This is a genomic window from Variovorax sp. FG153 (genome assembly GCF_057809595.1).
In genome coordinates this window covers 1-24,009 of record NZ_JBMDKG010000039.1, presented here as the reverse complement: position 1 = coordinate 24,009, position 24,009 = coordinate 1, and the positions used below count along the sequence as shown (strand labels likewise).

Below are 24,009 nucleotides of genomic sequence, written 5' to 3'. Positions count from 1 at the left end.
GGGCTCAGCCCGCCAGCCGCCCCGCCACCAGCTGCAGCACCCGGTCGCAGCGCCGCGCCAGGTCCTGGTCGTGCGTGACCATCACGAAGGCCGTGCCATGGCGGCGCGCGAGGTCGAGCATCAGCTCGAACACGGTGTCGGCGGTGCCGCGGTCGAGGTTGCCGGTGGGCTCGTCGGCCAGCACGCAGGCCGGCTGCGTGACCAGCGCGCGCGCGATCGCCACGCGCTGGCGCTCGCCGCCCGACAGCTCGGCCGGCCGGTGGTGCAGCCGCTCGCCCAGGCCCACGCTCTGGAGGATCTTCGTCGCCGACTGCGCGGCCGTGGCCGGGTCGACGCGGCGGATCTTCAGCGGCATCGCCACGTTGTCGAGCGCGCTGAACTCGGGCAGCAGGTGATGGAACTGGTAGACGAAGCCCAGGTGCAGGTTGCGCAGCCGGCCCTGCTCGGCGGGGTCGGCATGCGCGATGTCCTTGCCGAGCAGCTCGACATTGCCCGAGGTCGGCGAATCGAGTCCGCCCATCAGGTGCAGCAGCGTGCTCTTGCCCGAGCCCGAGGCGCCGACGATGGCCAGCGTCTCGCCGGCATTCACGTCGAGGTCGATGCCGTGCAGCACGGTCAGGTCGAGGCGCCCTTCGTGGAAACGCTTGGTGAGGCCACGGGCCTTCAGGACCACTTCACTCATAGCGCAGCGCCTCGGCGGGGTTGACGCGGCTGGCGCGCCAGCTCGGATACAGCGTGGCCAGGAAGGCCAGCACCAGGGAGATGATCGCGATCGGCATGATGTCGCTGCGCTGCGGGTCGCTGGGCATCTTGCTGATCAGGTAGATGTCCTTGGGCAGGAAGCTCGCATGGAACAGCTGCTCGAGGAAGGGCACGATCACGTCGATGTTGTAGGCGATGCCCAGGCCCAGCAGCAGCCCGGCCACGGTGCCGATCACGCCCACCATCGCGCCCTGCACCACGAAGATGCCCATGATGCTGCGCGGCGAGCTGCCCAGGGTGCGCAGGATCGCGATGTCGGCGCGCTTGTCGGTCACCGTCATCACCAGCGTCGACACCAGGTTGAACGCGGCCACCGCCACGATCAGCGTGAGGATGATGAACATCATGCGTTTCTCGACCTGCACGGCCGCGAACCAGGTCTTGTTCTGGCGCGTCCAGTCGCGGATCAGGAACTGGCCCGGCAGCGAGACGGCCATCTCGTCGGCCACGTCGCGCGCCTGGTTGAGGTCCTTCAGGCGGATGCGGATGCCGGTCGGGCCCTCGAGCCGGAACACGCGCGCCGCGTCCTGCTCGTTGATCAGGGCCAGCGCCGAGTCGTATTCGTAGTGGCCCGAGTCGAAGGTGCCGACCACGGTGAACTGCTTCAAGCGCGGGACCACGCCGGCCGGCGTGACCTGGCCACCCGGCGCCACCAGCGTGACCTGGTCGCCGGGCTGCACGAACAGCGAGCGCGCCAACTCGCCGCCCAGCACGATGCCGAACTCGCCGGGCACCAGCTTGTCGAGCGTGCCCTTGGCCGCGGCGGCCGCGATGTCGGTGACCTCGGGCTCGAGCCTGGGCTCGATGCCGCGCACCAGCGTGCCCTTCATGTCCTCGCCGCGCGCGATCAGCGCCTGGGTCGCGATGAAGGGCGCCGCGCCGACCACCTCGGGGTACTTGCGCGCGGCCGCCATGATGGTGTCGAGCTCGGGCAGGGCCTGGCCGTCGCGCGAGATGATCTCGATGTGCGAGACCACGCCCAGCATGCGGTCGCGCACTTCCTTCTGGAAGCCGTTCATCACGCTCAGCACGATGATCAGCGCGGCCACGCCGAGCGCGATGCCGAGCATCGAGACGCCCGAGATGAACGAGATGAAGCCGTTGCGCCGGGTCGCGCGGCCCGCGCGCGTGTAGCGCCAGCCGAGCTGCAGTTCGTAGGGGAGTCGCATCAGGTCTCCTGCGGCGCTCGGGGCGACGGCATGGGTCGGTTCATGGGAAAAAGGGTGAAGACGAAGAGGAAGGCGGGCGGAATTGTGGCATCCCGGACAATAGGCCCATGGCCGAACCCGCTCCCGCCCGTCATCTCCTGATTCCCTTTGCCGGCCGCGGTTCCCCGTCCTGCCGCGCAGCCCTCCCAACCTTAAGGTTGCCCAAGCTCGAGGCCCTGCTCGGCCGGCTCGCCGTCACGGCCACCGACACGCAGGACGAAAGCACCCGCTCCCCGCCGCACGAACGCGCCCTGGCGCGCGCGCTCGGCATCGCCGCGGCCGACGGCTGCATCCCCTGGGCCGCGCTCGAGGCGCGCCGCAACGGCACCGCCGCGGCGGACGACACCGCCGCCTGGGGCCTGGTCACGCTGTGCCACTGGCAGGTCGGCATCGACGACGTGGTGCTCGGCGATCCCTCGGCGATCGAGATCGACGCCGAGGAGTCGGCCGCGCTGCTGGCCGCGGCGCGCCCCTTCTTCGAGGAGGACGGCATCGCGCTGCATCCGTCCGCGCGCCCCGGCCGCTGGCTCGCGCGCGCGCCGATCTTCCAGGACCTCGCCACCGCCGCCATCGACCGCGCCGTGGGCCATCCGATCTCGCAATGGTCGCCGCTGGCCGATGCCGCGCGGCCGCTGCGCCGGCTCCAGAACGAGATGCAGATGCTGCTCTACACCCAGCGCGTGAACGACGACCGCGCCGCGCGCGGCGCGCCGCCGATCAACTCCTTCTGGCTCAGCGGCACCGGCGCGCTCGCGGCCGGTGCCATCGGTCCCGAAGGCCCCGCGCCGCAGGTCGACGATTCGCTGCGCACCGCCGCGCTGCACGACGACGGCATCGGCTGGGCCGAGGCCTGGCAGGCGCTCGACGCCGGCCCCATCGCCGCGCTGCTCGACCAGTACAACGCGGGCGCTCCGGTCACGATCACGCTGTGCGGCGACCGCACGGCGCAGCGCCACGAGATCCAGCCGCGCGGCTTCGTGGGCTGGGCCCGCAGCCTGTTCGACCGGCCGCGCGCCGCCGCCGTGCTGGAGGCGCTCTGATGAAGATCCATCCCCGCGACATTCCCCCGCGCAGCGCCTGGGTGCTCGAGCAGGCCGGCGTGCATCCGCTGCTGGCCCGGCTGTTCGCCGCGCGCGGCGTCAGCGCCAAGGACGAGCTCGACGACGGCCTGGCGCGCCTGCTGCCGCCCGACACCCTGCGCGGCACGCAGGACGCCGCGGTGCTGCTGGCCGACGCGATGGCCGCCGACCGGCGCCTGTGCATCGTGGCCGACTACGACTGCGACGGTGCCACCGCCTGCGCGGTCGGCGTGCGCGGCCTGCGCCTGCTGGGCGCGAAGAACGTGAGCTACCTCGTGCCCGACCGCGTGGTCGACGGCTACGGCCTCACGCCGCCGATCGCCGAACGCGTGGCCGCGAGTGGCGCCGACATGCTGATCACGGTCGACAACGGCATCGCCAGCGTCGACGGCGTGGCCGCGGCCAAGGCGCGCGGCCTGCAGGTGCTGGTGACCGACCACCACCTGCCCGGCCCCGAGCTGCCGGTGGCCGACGTGCTGGTGAATCCCAACCATCCCGACTGCGGCTTCGAGAGCAAGTGCATCGCCGGCGTCGGCGTGATGTTCTACGTGCTGCTCGCGCTGCGCTCCGAGCTGCGCCGGCGCGGCGTGTTCGACGTGGCCACGCAGCCCAAGCTCGACGCGCTGCTGCCGCTGGTGGCGCTGGGCACCGTGGCCGACGTGGTGAAGCTCGACGCCAACAACCGACGGCTGGTGGCGCAGGGCCTGCGCCGCATCCGCGCGGGTGCCATGCCCGCGGGCGTGTCGGCGCTGTTCAAGGCCGCGGGCCGCGTGGCCGCCGCGGCCACCACCTTCGACTTCGGCTTCGCGCTCGGCCCGCGCATCAATGCGGCCGGCCGGCTGGCCGACATGACGCTGGGCATCGAATGCCTGCTGACCGAGGATGCCGCGCGCGCCGACGAGCTCGCGCGCCTGCTCGACGGCATCAACCGCGAGCGGCGCGACATCGAGGGCGGCATGCGCGACCAGGCGCTGCTCTTGGCCGAGTCGCTGTTCACGGTCGACGGCGAAGGCACCGAGACCGTGCCCGCGGCCATCAGCGTGTTCGACGCCGACTTCCACGAGGGCGTGGTCGGCATCGTGGCCTCGCGCATCAAGGAGCGCTTCCACCGGCCCACCTTCGTGTTCGCGGCCAGCGGCGCGCCCGGCAAGGAGCACGAGCTCAAGGGCTCGGGCCGCTCGATCCCGGGCTTCCACCTGCGCGATGCGCTGGACCTTGTCGCCAAGCGGCATCCGGGCGTGCTGCTGCGCTTCGGCGGCCATGCGATGGCGGCCGGCTGCACGGTCGCGCGCGAGCAGTTCCAGACCTTCGAGCGCGCGCTCGCGCAGGTGGCCGACGAATGGCTCGATGCCGCCACGCTCACGCGCCGCATCGACACCGACGGCCCGATCTCGCGCGAGTATTTGCGCGTGGACCTGATCGACACCCTGCACCGCGAGGTCTGGGGCCAGGGCTTCGCGCCGCCCACCTTCAGCGAGGAGGTCGAGGTGGTGTCGCAGCGGCTGGTCGGCGAACGGCATCTCGCGCTCAAGCTGCGCCACCAGGGCCAGCCCATCGACGGCATCTGGTTCGGCCACACCGACCCGCTGCCGCCGCGCGTGAAGCTGGCATTCCGGCTCGATGCCGACGAATGGCAGGGCGTGCGGCGCGTGCGCTTCCTGGTCGAGGGCGCGGAGATCTGAAGCCTTCGAGCCCCGGCCACAGGTTACGCCGGGGTTTCCGCTGCAAGCAATTGCATGCGCCGTCCCGCCTCGGCGGGCGCGCGCTCGGTACACATTCCTACATGGAAGGCACGCGGCGCTTCTACGCTGGTCTCCATGCACGGCGCGCCACGGCCGATTTCCGGCAGCGTCCACGCGGTGCAACGCAGGAGACCGGCATGCAGACACCCTCCCCCGACGTGTTCCCCGGCGCCGAACGCCGACCGCTCGCGCTGGTGACCGGCGCCTCCTCGGGCATCGGCTACCAGCTCGCGCGGCGCGCGGCCGAACATGGCTACGACCTGCTGATCGGCGCCGACGAATCGCTGGCCCAGGCCGAGGCCGAGCTGCGCGCGATGGGCGCGCGCGTGTTCGCGGTGCGCGAGGACTTCGCCACGCGCGACGGCGTCGATGCGCTGCTCGCGGCCTGCGAGGACCGGCCGATCGACGTGCTGTTCGCCAACGCGGGCCACGGCCTGGGCCATGGCTTCCTCGACCAGGAGTTCCACGACGTGCAGCACGTGATCAACACCAACGTGACCGGCACGCTCTACCTGGTGCAGCGCGTGGGCCGCGCGATGCGCGAGCGCGGCCAGGGCCGCATCCTCATCACGGGCTCGATCGCGGGCTTCCAGCCCGGCGCGTTCCAGGCGGTCTACAACGGCACCAAGGCCTTCATCGATTCCTTCGCGATGGCGCTGCGCAACGAGCTCAAGGACACGGGCGTGACCGTGACCTGCCTGATGCCCGGCGTGACCGACACCCACTTCTTCGCACGCGCCGACATGCTCGACACGCGCGTGGGCCAGCAGTCCGACAAGGCCGATCCGGCCGAGGTGGCGAGGGAAGGCTTCGAGGCGCTGATGAAGGGCGAGAGCGGCGTGATCGCGGGCTGGCGCAACAAGATGCAGGTGGCGCTGTCGCGCGTGATGCCCTCGCCCGCGCTGGCCGAGCAGCATCGCAGGATCGCGGAGCCGGGCAGCGCGCACGCGCCTTCTTGAGCTTTTTCGAGGCGTCGGCGCGCGAACCGCAGACCTTCTTCGTACATTCCCGACGCCCTACGTAGCCTTGCGACTTTTGGAGGTGCACGCGAGCGTGCCGCGCGGGCATGATCGCGCCCATGCGTTGTCCTTTCCCGATCGCTCCGGCGCGCAGCATGCGACTGCCGGGTGCCCATCGGGCGCCTGCGTCTTGAACCCCCGCGCCCTTCGATGCGCCGCTGGCACGCGGCGTTCACATGGCGCGCCTATCCTGCCCTCAGGCTTGCGTACGGCAACGCTTCTCGATGTCCGCTCACCGACGAACCCCAGGAGGATTTTCTTTCCATGCGCCGTTTTGAACTGATCGAGGGTACCGCCAGCAAGTTCTGGGAAGTGGAACAGGCGGAGAACGATCTCAACATCCGCTGGGGCCGCATCGGCACCGCGGGCCAGAGCCAGACCAAGTCCTTCGCCGATGCCGCGAAGACCGCCACCGCGCTGACCAAGCTGGTGAGCGAGAAGACCGGCAAGGGCTACAAGGAAGTCGGCGTGAGCGCCGATGCGAGCATCGGCAAGACCGAGGCCAGGCCGAAGGCGGAACCGCCTGCCGAGGCACCTGCAAGCGCACCCGTGGAGGCAGCGGCGAAGGTCACCGCATCCGCGCCCGCACCCGCCACGCCGGCACCGCCGCCCGTCGCGAGCGAAAGCCTCGACAGCCAGTGCGAGCGCGTCGTCGAGGCCGTGCGCGCAGCGATCGAGGACGGCAGCGTCAAGAGCGGCGACAAGTTCTCGGCCGCCGCGCTCAAGCGCCAGTACGGCGTGAGCGAGCAAGGCGCCACGATGGCCTTCGAGGAGCTCAAGTCCCATGGCCTGCTGTCGGGCTGGGGCACCACCGCCGAGGTGCGCGAGAAGGCGCAGGATGCGGCGCGCGAGCTCGCGCAACGCACAGTGGCCGCGCACGGCGAGACGCCCGCCCAGCCCGTGGCCGAAGGCGCACCGCCCTGGCTCGCGCAGGGCGCGCCGCTGCGCATCACGGCGCAGACGCGCGAGTTCGCCTATGCCTCGCGGCGCTTTCCCTCGACCCGTCCGGTGCTCGACCTGGCGCAGGCCTGGATCCGCGCCTGCAACGACCTCGAGCTGCCGCTGGACCTGGCCGCGACCGATGCCGCGCTGCGGCCCGCGGCCGAGCGCATGCTCGCGCGCGACAAGCCCGCCACGCCCGCGCCCGATGCCGAGGCCGATGCGCTGCTGCTGGCCTTCATGGACCACAACACGCGCCGCGACAAGGCCGGCTCGGTGGTGTTCCTGATCCAGTACCTGGTCGCGCAGTACGGACTGGCCGGCGCGATCGAGGTCTACCTGTCGGCGCTGCGCCTGCAGGTGGAAGGCAGCTACGACCAGAAAGCCAAGAAGTGGCGCAGCCATTTCTCGAGCAACCCCGGCCACGCGGTCAACCACGGCTGGTACGGCGCCGTGGGCGATGCCGAGGAGGTGCTGCGCGAGCAGCTCTCGACCGCGACCGAAGCCGAGTGGCAGCAGTGCGCCGACCTGATCGAGGCCGCGCTGCCCTCGCTGCACCCGAGCCGCCAGCCGCTGGCGGCGCTGCTGCTGCCCGAACGCCCCGAACTCTCGAACGCGCTCGCGCTGCGGCTGGCCGGCGAGAAGGACAGCGGCGAGACCTTGCACTGGCTGCTGCTGACCATCACCGATGCCGCCGCCGCCGCGCAGGCCGCCAAGGTGCGGCTCAGCTATTCGAGCGGCTTCTGGGGCCACTACAAGATGACGGCCACGGCGCTGCTGGAACGCGGCACCGAGGCCGTGGCGCTGCTCGAGCGCGGCGCGGCCGAGGAACACGCGGGCGAGACGCTCGCGGCCATCGGCACGCCCGAGGCAGTGGCGGCGCTCGCCAAGGTCGCGAGCGGCTCGAAGGCGGCACTGGCGCGGCTGTCGCTCGCGGTGGACCGCTGGCCGCAGGCCGCCATCGTCGCGCTGGCGCGGCTGGTGGCCGCCGGCGGCAAGGACGCGGGCCTGCTCACGCCCAGCCTCACGCGGCTGCTGCGCGCGCATGGCGGCCTGGTCGACGGCCTCAGGCCCTGGCTCGATGCCGGCGCGCAGGGCGCGATCGATCGCCAGCTCGCGCTGCTGTCGGGCCCGAGCGAGGTCGCCGAAACGAGCGAGCTGCCCGGCGTGCTGGCCTCGCCGCCCTGGCTCGCCAAGGTGCAGAAGAAGGCGGCCGCGGTGCTGGCACTCGAGCCGCTCGCGCTGGCGCCGGTCGAGCAATGGGCACCGGGCGCGCGCGAGGAGGCGCAGCGGCCCGGCACCTCGTGGCAGGTCAACCGCTTCGCGAGCGCGCGCAACGACGTGCAGGTGATGCTCAAGGAGCTGGGCTTCGAAAGCAAGGCCAGCAAGCTCGCGCACGAGGAGCAGGTGAAGCTGATGCAGGCCGCCTACGAGGCCGAGGACTCGCCCGACGCCGCGGTGCTGCAGGACATCCACCAGCGCGGCGAGGCGCGCGAGAAGGAACTGCTCGCGAGCCTGCGCGACCCGATCCTCGACACCGCGCGCGAAGGCATCCGCACGGGCGATGCGGGCAAGCTGATCGCCGCCTGGCGCGGCATGCTGGCCGCGCGCAAGCAGGAGCGCTACTACTTCTTCTGGTTCGACGCGCGCTATGCGGCGCTGCTGCCGCCCGAGCTCGGCGTGCCGTTCTGGAACGCGGTGGCGGGCCAGGCCGAGACCCAGGGCGCCGACTTCGTGATGGCGAACTTCGGCCTGCCCGCGCTGCCGGGGCTGCTGTCGGTGGTGCGCGCCAAGCCCGGCGAGAACCTGCAGCTGGCGCTGAACTACGGTGCGGTGGAACTCGCGGCACCGGCCGCGCGCGCCTTCGCCAAGCTCAAGACCGTGCGCCAGGCCGGCCGCGACTGGCTGCTCAAGTACCCCGAGCACGCGGCCTGCGGCCTGATCGCGCCCGCGCTCGGCAAGGCCGGCGAGGCGCGCGACGTGGCGGGCGCGGCGCTGCGCCTGCTGCAGTCCGAGGGCCATGCCGAGCTGCTGCTCGAAGTGGCCGGCCGCTACGGCAAGGACGAGGTGGTGCAGGCGCTGCGCGCCGTGCTCGAGGAGAGCCCGCTCGACCGCTTCCCCACCAAGCGCGCGAAGCTGCCCGAGTTCTGGCAGCCGCGCGGCTGGCGCCGGCCGGTGCTGCGCAACGGCAAGGCGCTGCCCGACGAGGCGCTCGACCACCTGGGCCAGATGTTCACCTTCCCGACCAACGAGGAGGTCTACGGCGGCATCGCGGTGGTCAAGGAGGCCTGCGCGCCCGAGTCGCTGGCCGACTTCGCCTGGGATGCGTTCAGCGCCTGGCTCGAGGCCGGCGGCCCGAGCAAGGAAGGCTGGGCGCTCACCGTGCTGGGCCTGCTCGGCAACGACGACACGGCGCGCCGGCTCACGCCCTTCATCCGCGCCTGGCCCGGCGAGGCCGCGCATGCGCGCGCCGTCACCGGCCTCGACGTGCTGGCCGGCATCGGCTCCGACGTGGCGCTGATGCTGCTCAACGGCATCGCGCAGAAGGTGAAGTTCAAGGGCCTGCAGGACCGCGCGCGCGAGAAGATCGACGCGATCGCCGAAGCGCGCGGCCTTTCGACCGAGGAGCTCGAGGACCGGCTCGCGCCCGACCTCGGCCTCGACGAACAGGGCACCTTGCTGCTGGACTTCGGCCCGCGCAGCTTCAAGGTCGGTTTCGACGAGGCGCTCAAGCCCTATGTGCGCGAACGCGCCGACGGCGTCGACGGCGCGCGCCTGTCCGACCTGCCCAAGCCCAAGAAGACCGACGACGCCGAGAAGAGCAAGGAAGCGGTCGAGCGCTTCAAGCTGCTCAAGAAGGACGTGCGCACCATCGCGAGCCAGCAGTTGCTGCGGCTCGAGGTCGCGATGTGCGCACGCCGGCGCTGGACGCCCGAGGTGTTCCGCACCTTCCTGGTCGAGCATCCGCTGGTGCGCCACCTGGTGCAGCGGCTGATCTGGGGCGCCTACCGCGTGCAGGGCGAGGCCAGCTACGGCGGCGAACTGCTGGCGTGCTTCCGCGTGGCCGAGGACGGCAGCCTGACCACCGCCGAGGACGATCCCTTCGAGCTGCCCACCGGCGAGGACATCCGCATCGGCGTGCCGCACGCGCTCGAGCTCTCGCCGGCCGACGCTGGCGCCTTCGGCCAGGTGTTCGCCGACTACGAGCTGCTGCAGCCCTTCGCGCAGATCGGCCGCGACACCTACGTGCTGACCGAGGACGAGAAGAAGAGCCAGAAGCTCGAGCGCTGGAAGGACGCCACCGTGCCCACCGGCCGCGTGCTGGGCCTGGTCAACAAGGGCTGGCGCCGCGGCGAGGCACAGGACGGCGGCGGCATCTGGTACTTCACCAAGCCGCTGGGCCCGAGCCGCGTGATCGAGCTCTACCTCGACCCCGGCATCATCGTCGGCATGGTCGACGAGTACCCCGAGCAGAAGCTCGGCGAGGTGCAGGTCGGCAAGCCCTCGGGCTGGGGCAACATGCAGAACGCCGAGACGCTGGACCGGCTCGATCCGATCTCGGCCAGCGAGCTGATCCGCGACATGGAAGGGTTGCGAGCATGAGCGCCACGCCGGGCCGCCCCAAGCAAGCTCGCACCGCAGTGCGAAGCACGAAGGTCTTCGAATGAGCGCCGCGCCGCTCGTGCTGCCACCCGAACTCCAGAACGCACTGCCGCCCGGCGAGCCCGGCGCGAAGCCGCCGCCCAAGGCCTCGACCTTGCCGACGCTGCGCAAGCGCGTGCTCGACAAGTGCAGCGAGTACCTGATCGACGCGCTGCTGCCCGAGCCCTTCGAAGTGCGCTCGCCCGCCACGCGCGGCTGGCTCGAGGCCGCGATGGACGCGGCCGACACGCGGCTGCTGGGCCTGATGATCGCGCGCTTCCGCGAGCAGGCCTACACCGGCCGCGACGAACCGGCCGAGGCGCTGGTGCACTGGCTGGTGCTGCAGCACGGTCTCGGCACCGCCTTCGACGCGCTGCTGCATGCGGCGCGCTGGCGCCGCGAACGCATCGGCCACAAGCCGCTGCGCCAGGATGCGCCGCCCGACGATGGCGCCCATTCCTTCTGGGGCCAGCCCGCGAGTTCGCTGTGGCAGTTCCGCGGCCACTGGATGGCGGCCGACGCCGCGACGCGCGCCGCCTGCATCGAGCGGCTGCGCGCGCTCGACCCGCAACTGCCGCTGGCCGCGCGCGCCCGCTTCGCGATCGCGCTGCCCGAATGGCGCCCGCTCGCGCGGCAGCTGTTCGACCAGGCCACGCCCGAGCAGCTCGAGCGCTGCGGTCCCTGGCTGCGCTGGGCCGCCGGCCTGCCGCTGGCCGAGGTGGCGGGCGACGGCACGCGGCTGCTCGACCAGCCGTCGCTGCTCGCGCTGCTGCTGCGCGAACACGGCGAGGCGATGCTGCCGCTGCTGCTGGACCTCGGCGCGCGCCAGCGCAGCGTGGCCGTGGCCTGGACGCTGGCCGCCTTCGACACGCCCGAGGCCACCGAGGCGCTGGTGCGCATGACCGCCGCCGATGCCGCCTGTGCCAAGGCGCTGGGCTGGGTCGCGGGCGAACGGCCCGAGCGCTGCTTCCTCGCGCTCGCGAAGGTGCTCGAGGACGGCGGCCTGCCCAAGGCCGGCGCCGCGCGCCTGGTGCCGCAGCTCAAGACCCTGGCCGGCACGCTCGGCGAGCGCCTGCCCGCGCTGTTGCCGGCGCTGCCGGCCGCCGTGCGGCGCCAGCTCGGCGCGGTTGCCGACCAGGCCGGCGCGGCACCCGAGGCCTTCGCCGAACGCGCGCGCTGGCCCGCGGTGCTCGCCGACCCGCCCTGGGCGCGGCGCGCCGCCGATGCGGCGCCGCCGCTGGTGCTGGCCGGCCTGCCCGTGCTCGAGGTGCCGCCCGAGGAGGACTGGGGCGACGAGGTCCGCCAGGACTGGATCGACCGCGACACGCCCTATGTCTACCGCCAGCCGATGGAGGCCGAGCGCGCCATCGGCGAGCGGCTGCGCGAATGGACGCCGGAGCGCGTCGCCGCGCTGCACACGCAGCCGCCGCAGGAACTCGAGCGCTTCATCGCCGACTGGCAACGCGTGCACGACGATGCCGCGCCCGACCGCCGCCAGTACGGCGCCTTCATCGCGGTGCAGTCCGCCTGGTTCCTGCCGCCGGCCACCGGGCTGGCGTTCTGGAATGCCGTGGGCAGCGGCAAGGAAGCGCCGCGCGCCGGTGGCTTCGTGGCGCGCTTCGGCAGCGCCGCGCTGCCGGGGCTGCTGCAGGCGCTGGCCAACGACGGCGACGAGTATTTCGTCGCGCGCTTCATCGGCGCCACGCAGCTCGCGCCCTTCATGGCGCAGGCGCTCGCGCGCCGGCCGACACGCCGCGCGCACGCGCGCCAGTGGCTGGTGCGCTTCGCGCCGCATGCGGCCGCCGGCCTGCTGCCCGCCGCGCTGGGTGCCGAGGGCGAGGCGCGCCAGCAGGCCCGCGCCGCGCTGCGCGCCATGGCCGCGCTGGGACAGGCCGAAGCGCTGCGCGCCATCGCGCGCCGCCACGACGATCCGGCCGTGACAGCCGCCGTCGATGCGCTGCTGGCCGAAGACCCGTTGCGCGACTTCCCGTCGCGCATCAACGCGCGCAGCAAGCTCCCGGCCTTCTGGCAACCGGCCGGCTGGCGCAAGCCGCGGCTGCGCGACGATGGCCTCGCGCTGCCCGACGAGGCGCTGCAGCCGCTGGGCCTGATGCTGAGCTTCGCGGCCGACCTGCCGCAGGGCTATGCGGGCCTGGACGCCGTGCGCGCCGCCTGCGAGCCCCAGAGCCTGGCCGACTTCGGCTGGGACGTCTGCGAATCGTGGGAGGCCGCGGGCGCCGGCGCGCCCGGCAACTGGGCGCTGCGCGCGCTCGGCCTCATCGGCACCGACGACACGGCGCGCCGGCTCGGCGCCCTCGTGCGGCGCTGGAGCGCGCCCGGCGCCGGCGGCACCGCCACGCGCATCGGCTGGGTGCTCGAGGCGCTGGCGCGGCTGGGCAGCGACGTCGCGCTGATGCAGCTCGACGCGATCGCGCGCAAGAACCGCATCGCCACGGTGCGCCAGTCGGCCGCCGAGAAGCTGGCGCAGGCCGCGGCCGAACGCGGCCTGAGCGGCGACGAACTCGAGGACCGGATCGCGCCCGACCTCGGCCTGGACGAACGCGGCGGCCTGCTGCTGGACTTCGGGCCGCGCCAGTTCCATGTCGGCTTCGACGAGGCGCTGGTGCCCTTCGTGCGCGAATCGGTCGAGGGCCGGCCCGGTCCGCGCCTGGCCACGGCACCGCGCCCGCGCGCGAGCGACGATGCCGAACGCGCGGCCGCGGCCGCGGAACGCTTCAAGGCGCTCAAGCAGGATGCCGCCACCGTCGCGGCCCAGCAGCCGCTGCGGCTGGAACGCGCGATGCGCGCGGGCCGCGGCTGGCCGGTGGAAGACTTCCGCCGCTTCATCGCCGGGCATCCGCTGATGCGCCACCTGGCCGAGCGGCTGGTGTGGGGCGTGACCGAGGGCGGGCGCGACGCGCGCGGTCTGACGCTGCTGCGCGTCGCCTTCCGCGTGAGCGCCGAAGGCGAATGGGTCGATGCCGATGAAGTGCCACAGACACTCGACGACGGCACCGCCACGCGCATCGTCGTCGCCCATCCGCTGCAGCTGAGTGCCGCGCAGATCGCCGCCTTCGCGCAGCAGTTCGCCGACTACGAGCTGATCCAGCCCTTCGAGCAGCTGCACCGCGCCGTGCATGCGCCGCGCGAGGACGAACGCGCGCTGACCGCGCTCACGCGCTGGTCGGGCCGCGTCGCGCGGCCTGGGCCGCTGTGGGCGCTGGAGTCGCGCGGCTGGCTGCGCGGGCGCGGCGGCGGCGGTGCCTACGACCATGCCTGGCAGGGGCTGGGCGGCGGCCGCGCGCTCGCGCTGCGCTTTGGCCCCGGCCTCGACAACACGGGCGCCGGCGAGGACCAGACGCTCGACGTGCTGCATCACGGTCACCCGTTCAGCGAACTCGATCCCATCGTCTTCAGCGAGGCGGTGCGCGACATCGACGCGCTGGGCGCGCGCTGAGGCGCGCTACACCGTTCCGCTATCGCTCTGCTATGTTTGCGCGGACACGCCCCGCGCCCCTTTTCAGATCCGACACCGATCCCGACCATGGCCACCTCCCGCAAGCCGACAGACACCTCATCCACCGGTTCCCCTGCCCTGCAGCGCCCGCCCGCCGAGATCCAGTACGCCGCGCAGATCGCGCAGCTGCAGGCGCAGGGCAAGGACCCGCGCCCGCCGGGCTGGGCCATGAGCCTGAAGGCCGCGCGCGCCTTCATCCTCGGCGATGCGCAGTTGGGCATCGCGCCGAAGATCGTGGCGCCGGTCGCGAGCATCGAGCGCATGCTGGTCACCCTGGCCACGGGCCGCGGCCTGATGCTGGTGGGCGAGCCGGGCACCGCGAAGTCGATGCTCTCGGAGCTGCTGGCGACCGCGATCTCGGGCGTGTCCACGCTGACCATCCAGGGCGGCGCCTCGATCACCGAGGACCAGATCAAGTACGGCTGGAACTACGCGCTGCTGATCAACGAGGGCCCGAGCCCGCGCGCGATGGTGCCGGCGCCGCTGTACATCGGCATGCAGCAGGGCCAGGTGGTGCGCTTCGAGGAGATCACGCGCGCGCCGCTCGAGGTGCAGGACTGCCTGCTGGGCATGCTGTCCGACCGCGTGATGGCCGTGCCCGAGCTCTCGGGCGAGCACGGCATGCTCTATGCGCGCGAGGGCTTCAACATCATCGCCACCGCCAACACGCGCGACCGCGGCGTCAACGAGATGAGCGCCGCGCTCAAGCGCCGCTTCGATTTCGAGACCGTGTTCCCGATCCTCGACTTCGAGCGCGAGCTCGCGCTGGTGCGCGAGTCGTCGGCACGCCTGCTCGCGCAGAGCGGCATTCCGAAGACCGTGCCGCAGCCGGTGCTCGAGCTGCTGGTGTCGACCTTCCGCGATCTGCGCGGGGCGCCGGCCTCGTCGGAGAAGAACGGCGGCGGCGGCGACGCCGCGATGGACCGGCTCACGGCCGTGATGTCGACCGCCGAGGCGGTCAACGTGGCGCACGCGGTGGGCGTGCGCGCCTGGTTCCTCGAGCAGCGCGAGGGCTCGCCGGCCGACCTGGTCGACTGCATCGCGGGCACGGTGGTCAAGGACAACGCCGACGACCGCGCCAAGCTGCGCCGCTACTTCGAGCAGAAGGCCGCCAAGCGCAGCGGCGAGCACTGGCGCGCCTACTACGAAGCACGCCATCGGCTGCCTTGAGAAGCGTTGTGCCATGGGCGACCAGCAAACAACACCAACAGCCGGACGCAGAGGACGCGAAGGTTCCGCGAAGAACGCGAAAGAAGAAATGAAAAACTTCTTGGGGCTGTTCCTTTCGCGACCTTCGCGAAATCTTCGCGTCCTCTGCGTCCGGAAGTCCGATCCCGCATTCATAGACGCTCGCGATTGCCAAGGATGAACGCGCCCCATATCGTCGGCGTGCGCCACCACAGCCCCGCCTGCGCGCGGCTGGTGGCCGAGCGCATCCGCGCGCTGCGCCCGGCCCATGTGCTGATCGAAGGGCCGGCCGACTTCAACGCGCGGCTCAAGGAGCTCTACCTGCCGCACCGGCTGCCGGTGGCGATCTACAGCTACCTCTCGGCCGGCGAGACGCACCACGGCTCGTGGTCGCCGTTCGCCGAGCACTCGCCCGAATGGCAGGCGCTGCAGGTGGGCCGCGAGGTCGGCGCCGAAGTGCGTTTCATCGACCTGCCGGCCTGGCACGACGCCTTCTCGCGCATGGAGAACCGCTATGCCGACGTGGCCGACACCCAGCACGAGGAACGCGCCGCGGCCTACGAGCGCGCGCTGACCGAGCAGCTCTCGGTGCAGGGCCGCGACGCGCTGTGGGACCACCTGTTCGAGGACGGCTGCGACAGCGCCGAACTCGCGCAGCGGCTGTCCACCTACTTCGAGCACCTGCGCGGCGAGGACCCGGGCTCGCTCGGCAACCAGGCGCGCGAAGCCATGATGGCGCGCTGGATCGCCTGGGCCATGGCGCAGCCCGCGGTGCAGGCCGGCGCGCCGGTGCTGGTGGTCTGCGGCGGCTACCACGCGCCCGCGCTCGCGCGCTTGTGGCCCGGGCTGCCGGCGCAGCTGCCCGAGACGCCCGAACCCGAGGTCGAGGACACGCCCGATGCCGACGACCAAGACACCGTGGTGCGCTACGGCTCCTACCTCGTGCCCTACACCTTCAAGCGGCTCGACGCCTTCGCGGGCTATGCCTCGGGCATGCCCTCGCCGGCCTACTACCAGTGGATGTGGGAACTCGGCCCCGAGGGCGCCGCGCACCGCGCGCTGCAGCAGGTGATGCAGCGGCTGCGCGACAAGAGGCTGCCGGCCTCCACCGCCGACCTGATGGCGGTGCACCTGCGCGCGCAGGGCCTGGCGCGGCTGCGCGGCCACGAGAAGCCGCTGCGCTCCGACTGGCTCGACGCGCTGGCCGGCGCGCTGGTCAAGGAAGCACTGGACGCGCCGCTGCCCTGGACCTACCGCGGCCCGATGCGCCCCGGCACCGCGCCGGTGCTGGTGCAGGCGATGGACGTGCTGGCCGGCGACATCGCGGGCCAGCTCGCCGACGGCACGCCGCAGCCGCCGCTGGTGAAGTCGGTGCGCGACGAGCTCGCGGCGCACGGCCTCGAGCTGCGCGGCCAGCGCAAGCTCGACCTGCTCGATGCCGCCGACCGCGCGCGCAGCCGCGTGCTGCACCGGCTCGCGCTGCTGCGCCTGCCCGGCGTGGTGCGCAGCCAGGGACCGAAGCTCGCGATGTCGGGCGAACGCACCGAGGTCTGGACCCTGGGCCAGCCCTTCGAGCAGCAGGCCGCGCTGATCGAGGCCGGCGCCTGGGGTGCCAACCTGCACGACGCGGCGCGCGCGCGGCTCGAGGACGAGCTGCGCCATGCGCAAGGCCGCATCGGCCCGCTGGCCGAGGGCCTCAACCAGGCCGCCTGGGCCGGCCTGCCGGCACTCAGCGGCGCGCTGCTGCGCGAGCTGCAGCAGGCGATGGCGCGGGAGCCGCGCTTCGAGGCCATGGGCCCGGCCCTCGCGGTGATGCACACGCTGCTGCGCCACGGCCAGTTGCTCGGCATGGCCGACGCGCCGGTGCTGCGGGTGGCGATCGAGGCCGGCTTCGACCGCGCGCTGTGGCTGCTCGAGCCGCCCGCGGCGATCGCGCCTGCCGACATCGACGCGCACCTGCAGGGCCACCTCGCGCTGCGCCGCATCGTGGCCGACGTGCTGGCCGACCGCGAGGACGCCGCGCAGGCCGAACCGCTCGACGTGGAGCCCGCGCGCGCGCTCGCCGTGTGGCAGCGCAAGGCGGCCGATGCCGGCGCGGCACCGCTGAGCCGCGGCGCGGCACTGGGCGCGACGCTGAGCCTCGCGCACCGCGTGCCGCAGGCCACGCAGGCCGGCGTGGCCGATGCGATACAGCTGCTGCACGCGATGCCCGCGCCAGTGCTTGGCGATGCGCTCACGGGCCTGCTCGCGCTCGCGCGCGAGACGCTGTCGTCCGAACCCGCCTTCGCCGCCGGCATGGACCGCACCGTGCAGGCGCTGGACAACGCCGACTTCGTGCGCGCCATGCCGAGCCTGCGCGCCGCCTTCGCCTGGCTGCCGCCGCAGGAACGCGGCCGGCTCGCCGACCAGGTGCTGGCGCTGCACGATGCCACCCACCTGTCGCGCCGCGCGCTCACGGCCCGGCACGAAGGCGAGGCCGCGCCCGAGGCGCTGGCCGCGGCGCGCGCCGCCGAGGACGCGGCGATCGCGCGCCTGGCCGGCTGGGGCCTGAGCCTGCCGAGCCTGGATACGGAAGAACAGCCATGAGCCTCGACATCCCCGATCCGCTGCAGCGCTGGCGCCTCCTGCTCGGTGATCCGGCCGAGCGGGCCTGCGGCGGCCTGAGCGCCGAGGCGCAGGCCGCCGACGCCGCGCTCGACTGGCTCTACGGCCGCGACGGCGACCGCGCCGAGCGCGGCGAACGCAGCGCCGGCCTCGGGCCCTCGGCGCTCAGCACGCCCGACTGGATCAACGCCATCCACACGCTGTTCCCCAAGGAAGTGATCGAGCGGCTCGAGCAGGACGCGGTGGAGCGCTACGGCATCGACGAGGTGGTGACCAACCTCGAGGTGCTCGAGCGCATCGAGCCTTCGGAGTCGCTGCTGCGCGCGGTGCTGCACACCAAGCACCTGATGAACCCCGAGGTGCTCGCGGCCGCGCGCAAGCTGGTGGCCGAAGTGGTGCGGCGCATCATGGAGAAGCTCGCGACCGAGGTGCGGCAGGCCTTCAGCGGCAGCCGCGACCGGCGCCGGCGCTCGCGCATGAAGGTGGCGCGCAACTTCGACTTCAAGCAGACACTGGCGGCCAACCTGCACCGCTACGACCCGCAGCGGCGCAAGCTCTACGTCGAGCGGCCGGTGTTCATCAGCCGCACGAAGCGCCATGCCGAGCCCTGGGACATCATCCTGCTGATCGACCAGAGCGGCTCGATGGTCGACTCGGTGATCCACAGCGCGGTGATGGCCGCCTGCCTGTGGCAACTGCCCGGCATGCGCACGCGGCTGGTGGCCTTCGACACCGCAGTGGTCGACCTCACGGCCGACGTCTCGGACCCGGTCGAGCTGCTGATGAAGGTGCAGCTCGGCGGCGGCACCGACATCGCGAAGGCCGTGGCCTATGCGCAGTCGCTGGTGGCCAATCCCGCGAAGACCATCGTGGTGCTGGTCAGCGACTTCTACGAAGGCGGCAGTCCCTACGAGCTGGTGCGCCGCGTGAAGGCGCTGGTGGAGGCCGGCGCCAAGGTGCTGGGCCTGGCCGCGCTCGATGCGAAGGCCGAGCCCAGCTACGACCGCGAGATGGCCGCGCGGCTGGTGCGCGAGGGCGCGCAGATCGGCGCCATGACGCCGGGCCAGCTCGCGGGCTGGCTGGCCGAGAAGGTGCAGGCATGACGGCGGTGCGCGGCGACCTGCTCGAACTCACGCCCGAGGCGCTGACCGCGCTCGCCAACGCGGGCTTCGTGAAGCGCGCGCAGAAGGACGTGGCGGCCGGCCTGCTGCCGCTGCTCGAGACCGCCGACGACGGCACGGTGAGCGCGCGCTTCGACGACGGCGTGCGCACCAGCCTGCCGCCGGGCCGCACCCTGCGCGATGCGCAGTGCAGCTGTCCGGCCAGCGGCATGTGCCGGCACCGCGTGATGCTGGTGCTGGCCTACCAGGCGCAGGCGGCGAGCGCCGCGCCCGCGCCCTCGGCCACGCCGGCCGCGGAGGAAGTCGACGCCTCGGCCGCGGGCGGCGAATGGAGCCCGGCCCATTTCGACGATGCCGCGCTCGCCGCGAGCTTCGCGCCCTCCGTCATCGAGCAGGCCCAGCGCCTGGCCGCCGCGCGCCCCGTGGTCGCGGTGCAGGCCTGGCGCAGCGCGAGCGCGCCGCCGATCGCGCGGCTGCCGATGTGCAGCGTGCGCTTCTTCTCGCGCAGCTCGCTGGTGCACGCGCGCTGCGACTGCAAGCAGGGCAGCGGTTGCGCCCACGTGGTGGTGGCGCTGTGGGCCTTCCGCCAGGCCGGGCCGCTGGCCGCGGGCTCGCCCGAGCGCATGGTGGAGGTGCGCGCGCCGGCCGACCGCGACGCGGCCGGCGACGGCCACCGCCCCGCAGCGCTGATGCAGGGCGAGGCCGCGCGCGCGCTGCAGGCGCAGCTCGAGGCGCTCAGTCTCTCGCTCTGGCTCGATGGCTCGAGCCAGCCGCTGATGGCGCTGGCGGCGCGCTTCGAGGCCGCGCGCGAGCAGGCGCGCGCGCTGGGCTGGCGCTGGGTGGAAGATGGCATCGACGAACTCTGGATGCTGCTGCAGGCACAGCAGGCGCGCAGCAGCCGCTTCGATCCGCGGCGCCTGCTGCACGTGATGGCCGAGCTCTGGGCGCGGCTGCGCGCGGCCGCCCATGCCGACGGCGCGGCCGGACCGCCGCCGCTGCCCGCGAGCCAGATCCTCGGCGTGGGCGTGAAGGGCGAGGTCGCGCTCGATCACCTGCGGCTGGTGTCGCTGGGCGCCGAACTCTGGTCCGACGAGAGCGGCGAAGGCGCGAGCGTGATGTTCGCCGACCCCGACACGCAGGCCGTGACCGTGCTCGAGCGCCAGTGGTCGCGCGCCGACGATGCCACGGCCGGCGGCACGCCCGCCAACCTGCTGGGCCGCCGCGTCGCGGGCTTTCCGCTGCGGCAGCTCGCGAGCGGGCAGGTCATCACCAAGACCGCGACCCGGCGCGCCAACGGCCAGATCGACATCGCGCCCGGCGCGCGCCAGACCGGCGTGATGCCGCTGTCGCCGAAGTCGTGGGACGACCTCGTCGCGCCGCTCAAGCAGCCGAGCGTGCAGGCACTGGTCGCGCACCTGCGCGAGACGCCGCCCGACTTCGTGCGGCCGCGCCAGGCGGCGAGCGGTGCCGCGGCGGGCGCCTCGGGCCAGCTGCATGTGGCGGCCTTCGAGCACATGGCGGTGCTGGCCAGCCACTGGGATGCGGCGGCGCAGGTGCTGCATGCGCGCATCGGGCGCGCGGCGGACGACACGGACGCGGCCGCGCCTGCCGATGATGTCCCGCCGCTGCATCTCGCCCTGCCCCATCGCGCGGCCGCGCCCGGCGCCGTCGATGCGCTCGCGCGCGCGCTCGCCGGCGAATGGGGCGCGCTGCGCGCCGTGGCCGGCAGCGTGCGGCTGCAGGACGGCGAGCCCGTGATGCAGCCGACGGCCCTGCTGACCGTGCAGCGCGCCGTGGTGCTGCAGGCCGAGGCACCCGCGCCGCAACCGCTGCCGCTGCAGGGCGAGCACGAGGCGCCGCCCGCGCTCAACGCGCTCGCCACCGACACGCTCGACCTGCTCGCGCTGTGGCTGCGCCAGGGCCTGCGCCACCAGGGCGGCGGCGGCGCTTCGCGCGCCGAGACGCAGGCCGCGCAGCTCGAGCGGGCCGGGCTCGCGCGCAGCGCCAGGCTGCTGCGCGGCGTGCTCGGCCAGTTGCGCGCGGCGCAGCGCGGCGCGCTGGTGAGCCAGCTCGCGCTGCTGAGCCTGTGGATGCAGGGCGTGGGGCAGTAGGGACTAGACAGCGCAGCAGTTGCGGTACTCGAGCGCCGTGCGCCGCTCCACCTTCTTGAAGGTGTCGGCGAAGTGGCTGGGACTCGCGAAGCCGCAACGCAGCGCGATGTCGGTCACCGGCAGCCGCGTGAGGTGCAGCATCTGCTTCGCATGCTCGATGCGCGCGCGGATCAGGTACTGGTGCGGCGTCACACCGGTGCTGCGCTTGAAGGCGCGCAGGAAGGCATAGGGATCCATGTCGAGCAGCGCGGCCAGCGCGCCGAGCGACACGCCGATCTCGAGCCGGCCGCGGATGTGCTCCTTGACGCGCTCGAGCGCGGCCTTCGACAGCAGGCCCTCGGCCTGCGCCTCGCTGGCCGCGGCCGTGTGCGTCTGCCGCAGGTGCGCGAGCAGCGCGATCAGCAGCGTCTCGCCATAGCCGGGCCCCTCGGGTTGGCCGGTCTTCGCATCGGCATGCAGCGCGAGCAGCAGCTGCGCGATCAACGGACTCGACACATTGCAGCAGGGCACCAGCGCGCGATCGCCGCCATCGCCCTCACCGGTGCTCTGGAAATGGCGCGGATCGATGCTCAGCGTGAGCGCCTCGCACGGGTCCCAGGTGCGTCCCTTGATCTGCGCGCCGGCCGGCAGGATGCTGATGCCCAGCGGCTGCGCGGTCGCGGACCAGAAGCGTTCGTCGTGCAGGCGCATCTCGAAGCGCGTGGGACCGCCGAGGTTGACCGAGATGCAGTGGCGGATCAGGCCGCCCTCGACGTTGTCCATCGGATCGGCCGCCTCGTGCTCGAGAACGATGCCTTCCCAGCGGGCCTCGAAGAGAAGCCTGCCGCAGCCGCGGTCGATGCCGACCGGCTGGCCGCGGCCTTGCACGCGCTGCCGAACGCCCATGGCCTGGTCCTTGTGGTTGTATGTATGTCTCCGGGCGGCGATGGTTTGCGAGCGGACTTACAGCGCGCTGACGGGTCGCCGATGCCGCGCCGCTGCAATTTTCCGGAAGCCGCACCGCCGCCGCGCGGGGCCGGCGCGGCGCGCATGCGCCTGCAATTCCCCGGAAGCGCCGAAACGCCCTGCCGCGAATACTTCTCCCACACGCAACGAAGCGCGGCGGCCCGCGCCGCGCGAACGGTGCGTGGATCACAACAACGGAGACACGCAGGAATGAAACGCGCAAGACTCATCGGCGCCGCCGCCTCGGCGACGGCACTTCTCATGGCATGCGGTGGCGGCAGCGGCGGGGGCGCGGTGCTGCCCATCCTGCCGCCGCCCAGCAGCGTGGCCGAGCCGCCCGCGCCACCGCCGCCGCCCGAAGGCCCGCCGCCGCTCACGGTCGCGAAGGCCGTCTGCGCCGAAGGCGGTACGCCCGAATCGGCCCTGCAGGGCCAGGTGCCCGCGGCGATGCGCCAGGGTTTCAAGGGCTTCTCGTGCAACCTGCAGCTGGTGGGCCAGTTCGAGGGCGAAGGCGGCAACTGGTCGGCGGCGTCGTTCCGCGATCCCGGTGGGCGCACCTGCGCCTATCACGCGACCGCGCATCCGATCGGCTACGACGGCAAGCCGCGCGGCCGCGTGAATCCCGGCGTGCCGGTGATCGACATCACCGATCCGACCAAGCCCTGGCGCTCGATGTCGCTCACCACGGCCGCGATGATCGACCCGTGGGAATCGCTGCGCGTGAACGCGCCGCGCCAGCTGCTGCTGGCCGACAACGCCGGCAATGGCGGCGTGCTCGGCGGCGCCGAGGTCGACATCTACGACCTCTCGGCCGACTGCCGCACGCCGCAGCTGCTCGCGAGCATGGAAGTCGGCACCGGCAAGGACGGCGGCATCGTGCCGCCCGACAAGCCGAAGGGGCACGAGGGCAACGTCTCGCCCGACGGGCTGACCTACTACATCGGCGACATCACCACCGGCCGCTACCACGCGGTCGACATCACGAACTCGACCAAGCCGCGCATGGTGTCCTCGTTCGACATGAAGACCGTCGACCTCGGCATTCCGCACGGGCTCTCGGTCAGCGAGGACGGCAAGCGCGCCTACGTGGTGTCCGCGAACATTCCGGCGCCCGGCGAATTCCTCGACCCCGACGCGAAGACACGCAACGGCTTCCTGATCCTCGACACCTCCGAGGTGCAGGCGCGCGTGCCCAACGCACAGATGAAGGTGATCTCGGCCACCACCTTCAAGGACGGCAGCGTGGCGCAGCACACCATCCCCGTGACCATCGCGGGCAAGCCGCACCTGGTGATGGTCGACGAAGGCGGTGCCGCGGGCCTGAGCGACACGGCCAACGTGAAGCTGGCCTGCGAGGCAAAGATGGCGCCCTACCCGATGGCGCGCATCTACGACATCAGCGACGAGACCAAGCCCGTGCTGGTATCGAAGCTGATGCTCGAGACGCACGACCCCGCGAACTGCGACAAGGTCCTGCCCGACATCGCGGGCCTGTCGACCTTCACCTACGGCAGCCACTACTGCTCGGTCGACAACCGCAACAACGGCACGGCGCTGGCGTGCTCCTACTTCAACTCGGGCGTGCGCGTGTTCGACATCCGCAATCCCGCGCGGCCCAAGGAGATCGCCTACTACAACCCCGCGGGCGCGACCACGCCGCGTGCCGGTTCCTTCCACAGCCAGCTGACCGTGGCCGGCAGCGGCGGACCCGACTGGTGCGCCTCGCGCGCGGACTTCGATTTCGATCGCGGCCTGCTCACGACCATGTGCCAGGACAACGGGCTGCTGGTGCTGAAGTTCGCGAAGAACACCTGGCCCTTCGCGCAGAGCACTCCTTCGACCTTGCAGAACTGAAGACCATGGGACGCGGGGAATGCAATTCCCGGAATGGCATTCCCCGCTCGCGCTCGATCGCATCTCGTCGCAATGGACAACGAATCTTGCCAGCAGACAGCCCCATTTATTCCTTCCGCTATTGCAGTAAGAGTGCAGTAAGTGCTCATGCAAAGACTCCCGCCGGACCTGGCGCCACCGGTCCTTCGCGCACATGCGCGAAGGCCGTGCCCGGTTCATCAAGGAGACAAACCATGAGATTCCAGGGACATCCTCGCGCCGTGGCCACCATGATGGCC

At 72.5% G+C, this 24,009-nt stretch carries 13 protein-coding genes; 10 read left to right on the top strand and 3 right to left on the bottom strand.

Annotation, left to right across the window (positions count from 1 at the left end; translation table 11 throughout):
* Window positions 1-4 precede the first annotated feature (4 nt).
* Window positions 5-682 (bottom strand): lipoprotein-releasing ABC transporter ATP-binding protein LolD, encoded by a 678-nt coding sequence (gene lolD / locus ACODT0_RS31300; protein ID WP_261209975.1) that lies wholly within the window; start codon window positions 680-682, stop codon window positions 5-7.
* Window positions 675-1,931 (bottom strand): lipoprotein-releasing ABC transporter permease subunit, encoded by a 1,257-nt coding sequence (locus ACODT0_RS31295; RefSeq protein ID WP_489043076.1) that lies wholly within the window; start codon window positions 1,929-1,931, stop codon window positions 675-677. Before ACODT0_RS31295 ends, lolD begins: the two co-directional genes overlap by 8 nt.
* A gap of 107 nt (window positions 1,932-2,038) precedes the next feature.
* Between ACODT0_RS31295 and ACODT0_RS31290 the strand changes: the two genes are divergently transcribed.
* From ACODT0_RS31290 to ACODT0_RS31250, 9 genes are all read left to right on the top strand, one after another.
* The gene (locus ACODT0_RS31290) at window positions 2,039-3,010 is read left to right on the top strand and encodes a hypothetical protein (protein WP_489043075.1); all 972 of its coding nucleotides are present in this window, start codon (window positions 2,039-2,041) and stop codon (window positions 3,008-3,010) included.
* Complete coding sequence (gene recJ / locus ACODT0_RS31285) at window positions 3,010-4,731, top strand: single-stranded-DNA-specific exonuclease RecJ (RefSeq protein ID WP_489043074.1); 1,722 nt, start codon at window positions 3,010-3,012, stop codon at window positions 4,729-4,731. The genes ACODT0_RS31290 and recJ overlap by 1 nt, the downstream gene beginning before the upstream one ends.
* A gap of 197 nt (window positions 4,732-4,928) precedes the next feature.
* A complete protein-coding gene (locus ACODT0_RS31280) occupies window positions 4,929-5,750 on the top strand; it encodes an SDR family NAD(P)-dependent oxidoreductase (protein ID WP_296736001.1) in 822 nt (273 codons plus the stop codon).
* 324 nt (window positions 5,751-6,074) lie between these two features.
* Window positions 6,075-10,352, top strand: coding sequence for a DUF4132 domain-containing protein (locus ACODT0_RS31275; protein ID WP_489043073.1), 4,278 nt, complete (start codon window positions 6,075-6,077; stop codon window positions 10,350-10,352).
* 61 nt (window positions 10,353-10,413) lie between these two features.
* Window positions 10,414-13,848, top strand: coding sequence for a DUF4132 domain-containing protein (locus tag ACODT0_RS31270; RefSeq protein WP_489043072.1), 3,435 nt, complete (start codon window positions 10,414-10,416; stop codon window positions 13,846-13,848).
* An 87-nt stretch (window positions 13,849-13,935) separates the two neighbouring features.
* Window positions 13,936-15,078 carry an ATP-binding protein gene (locus ACODT0_RS31265; RefSeq protein ID WP_489043071.1) on the top strand — a complete coding sequence of 381 codons (1,143 nt, stop codon included), beginning with the start codon at window positions 13,936-13,938 and terminating at the stop codon, window positions 15,076-15,078.
* A 195-nt stretch (window positions 15,079-15,273) separates the two neighbouring features.
* Entirely contained in the window at window positions 15,274-17,682 is a 2,409-nt protein-coding gene (locus tag ACODT0_RS31260) for a DUF5682 family protein (protein WP_489043070.1), read from the top strand.
* Window positions 17,679-18,803, top strand: a complete 1,125-nt coding sequence (locus ACODT0_RS31255; protein WP_057596088.1) for a VWA domain-containing protein — start codon at window positions 17,679-17,681, stop codon at window positions 18,801-18,803. Before ACODT0_RS31260 ends, ACODT0_RS31255 begins: the two co-directional genes overlap by 4 nt.
* Entirely contained in the window at window positions 18,800-20,932 is a 2,133-nt protein-coding gene (locus ACODT0_RS31250; RefSeq protein ID WP_489043069.1) for an SWIM zinc finger family protein, read from the top strand. The genes ACODT0_RS31255 and ACODT0_RS31250 overlap by 4 nt, the downstream gene beginning before the upstream one ends.
* Window positions 20,933-20,935: 3 nt before the next feature.
* On the opposite strand, the gene ACODT0_RS31245 is transcribed toward ACODT0_RS31250, so the two are convergent.
* On the bottom strand, window positions 20,936-21,817 hold the full coding sequence (locus ACODT0_RS31245; RefSeq protein WP_261209953.1) for a helix-turn-helix transcriptional regulator: 882 nt from the start codon (window positions 21,815-21,817) through the stop codon (window positions 20,936-20,938).
* Between the two features lie 270 nt (window positions 21,818-22,087).
* Here ACODT0_RS31245 and ACODT0_RS31240 point away from each other — a divergent pair, with 270 nt between their 5' ends.
* Window positions 22,088-23,731 (top strand): LVIVD repeat-containing protein, encoded by a 1,644-nt coding sequence (locus tag ACODT0_RS31240; protein ID WP_489043068.1) that lies wholly within the window; start codon window positions 22,088-22,090, stop codon window positions 23,729-23,731.
* The last annotated feature ends 278 nt before the right edge of the window (window positions 23,732-24,009 follow it).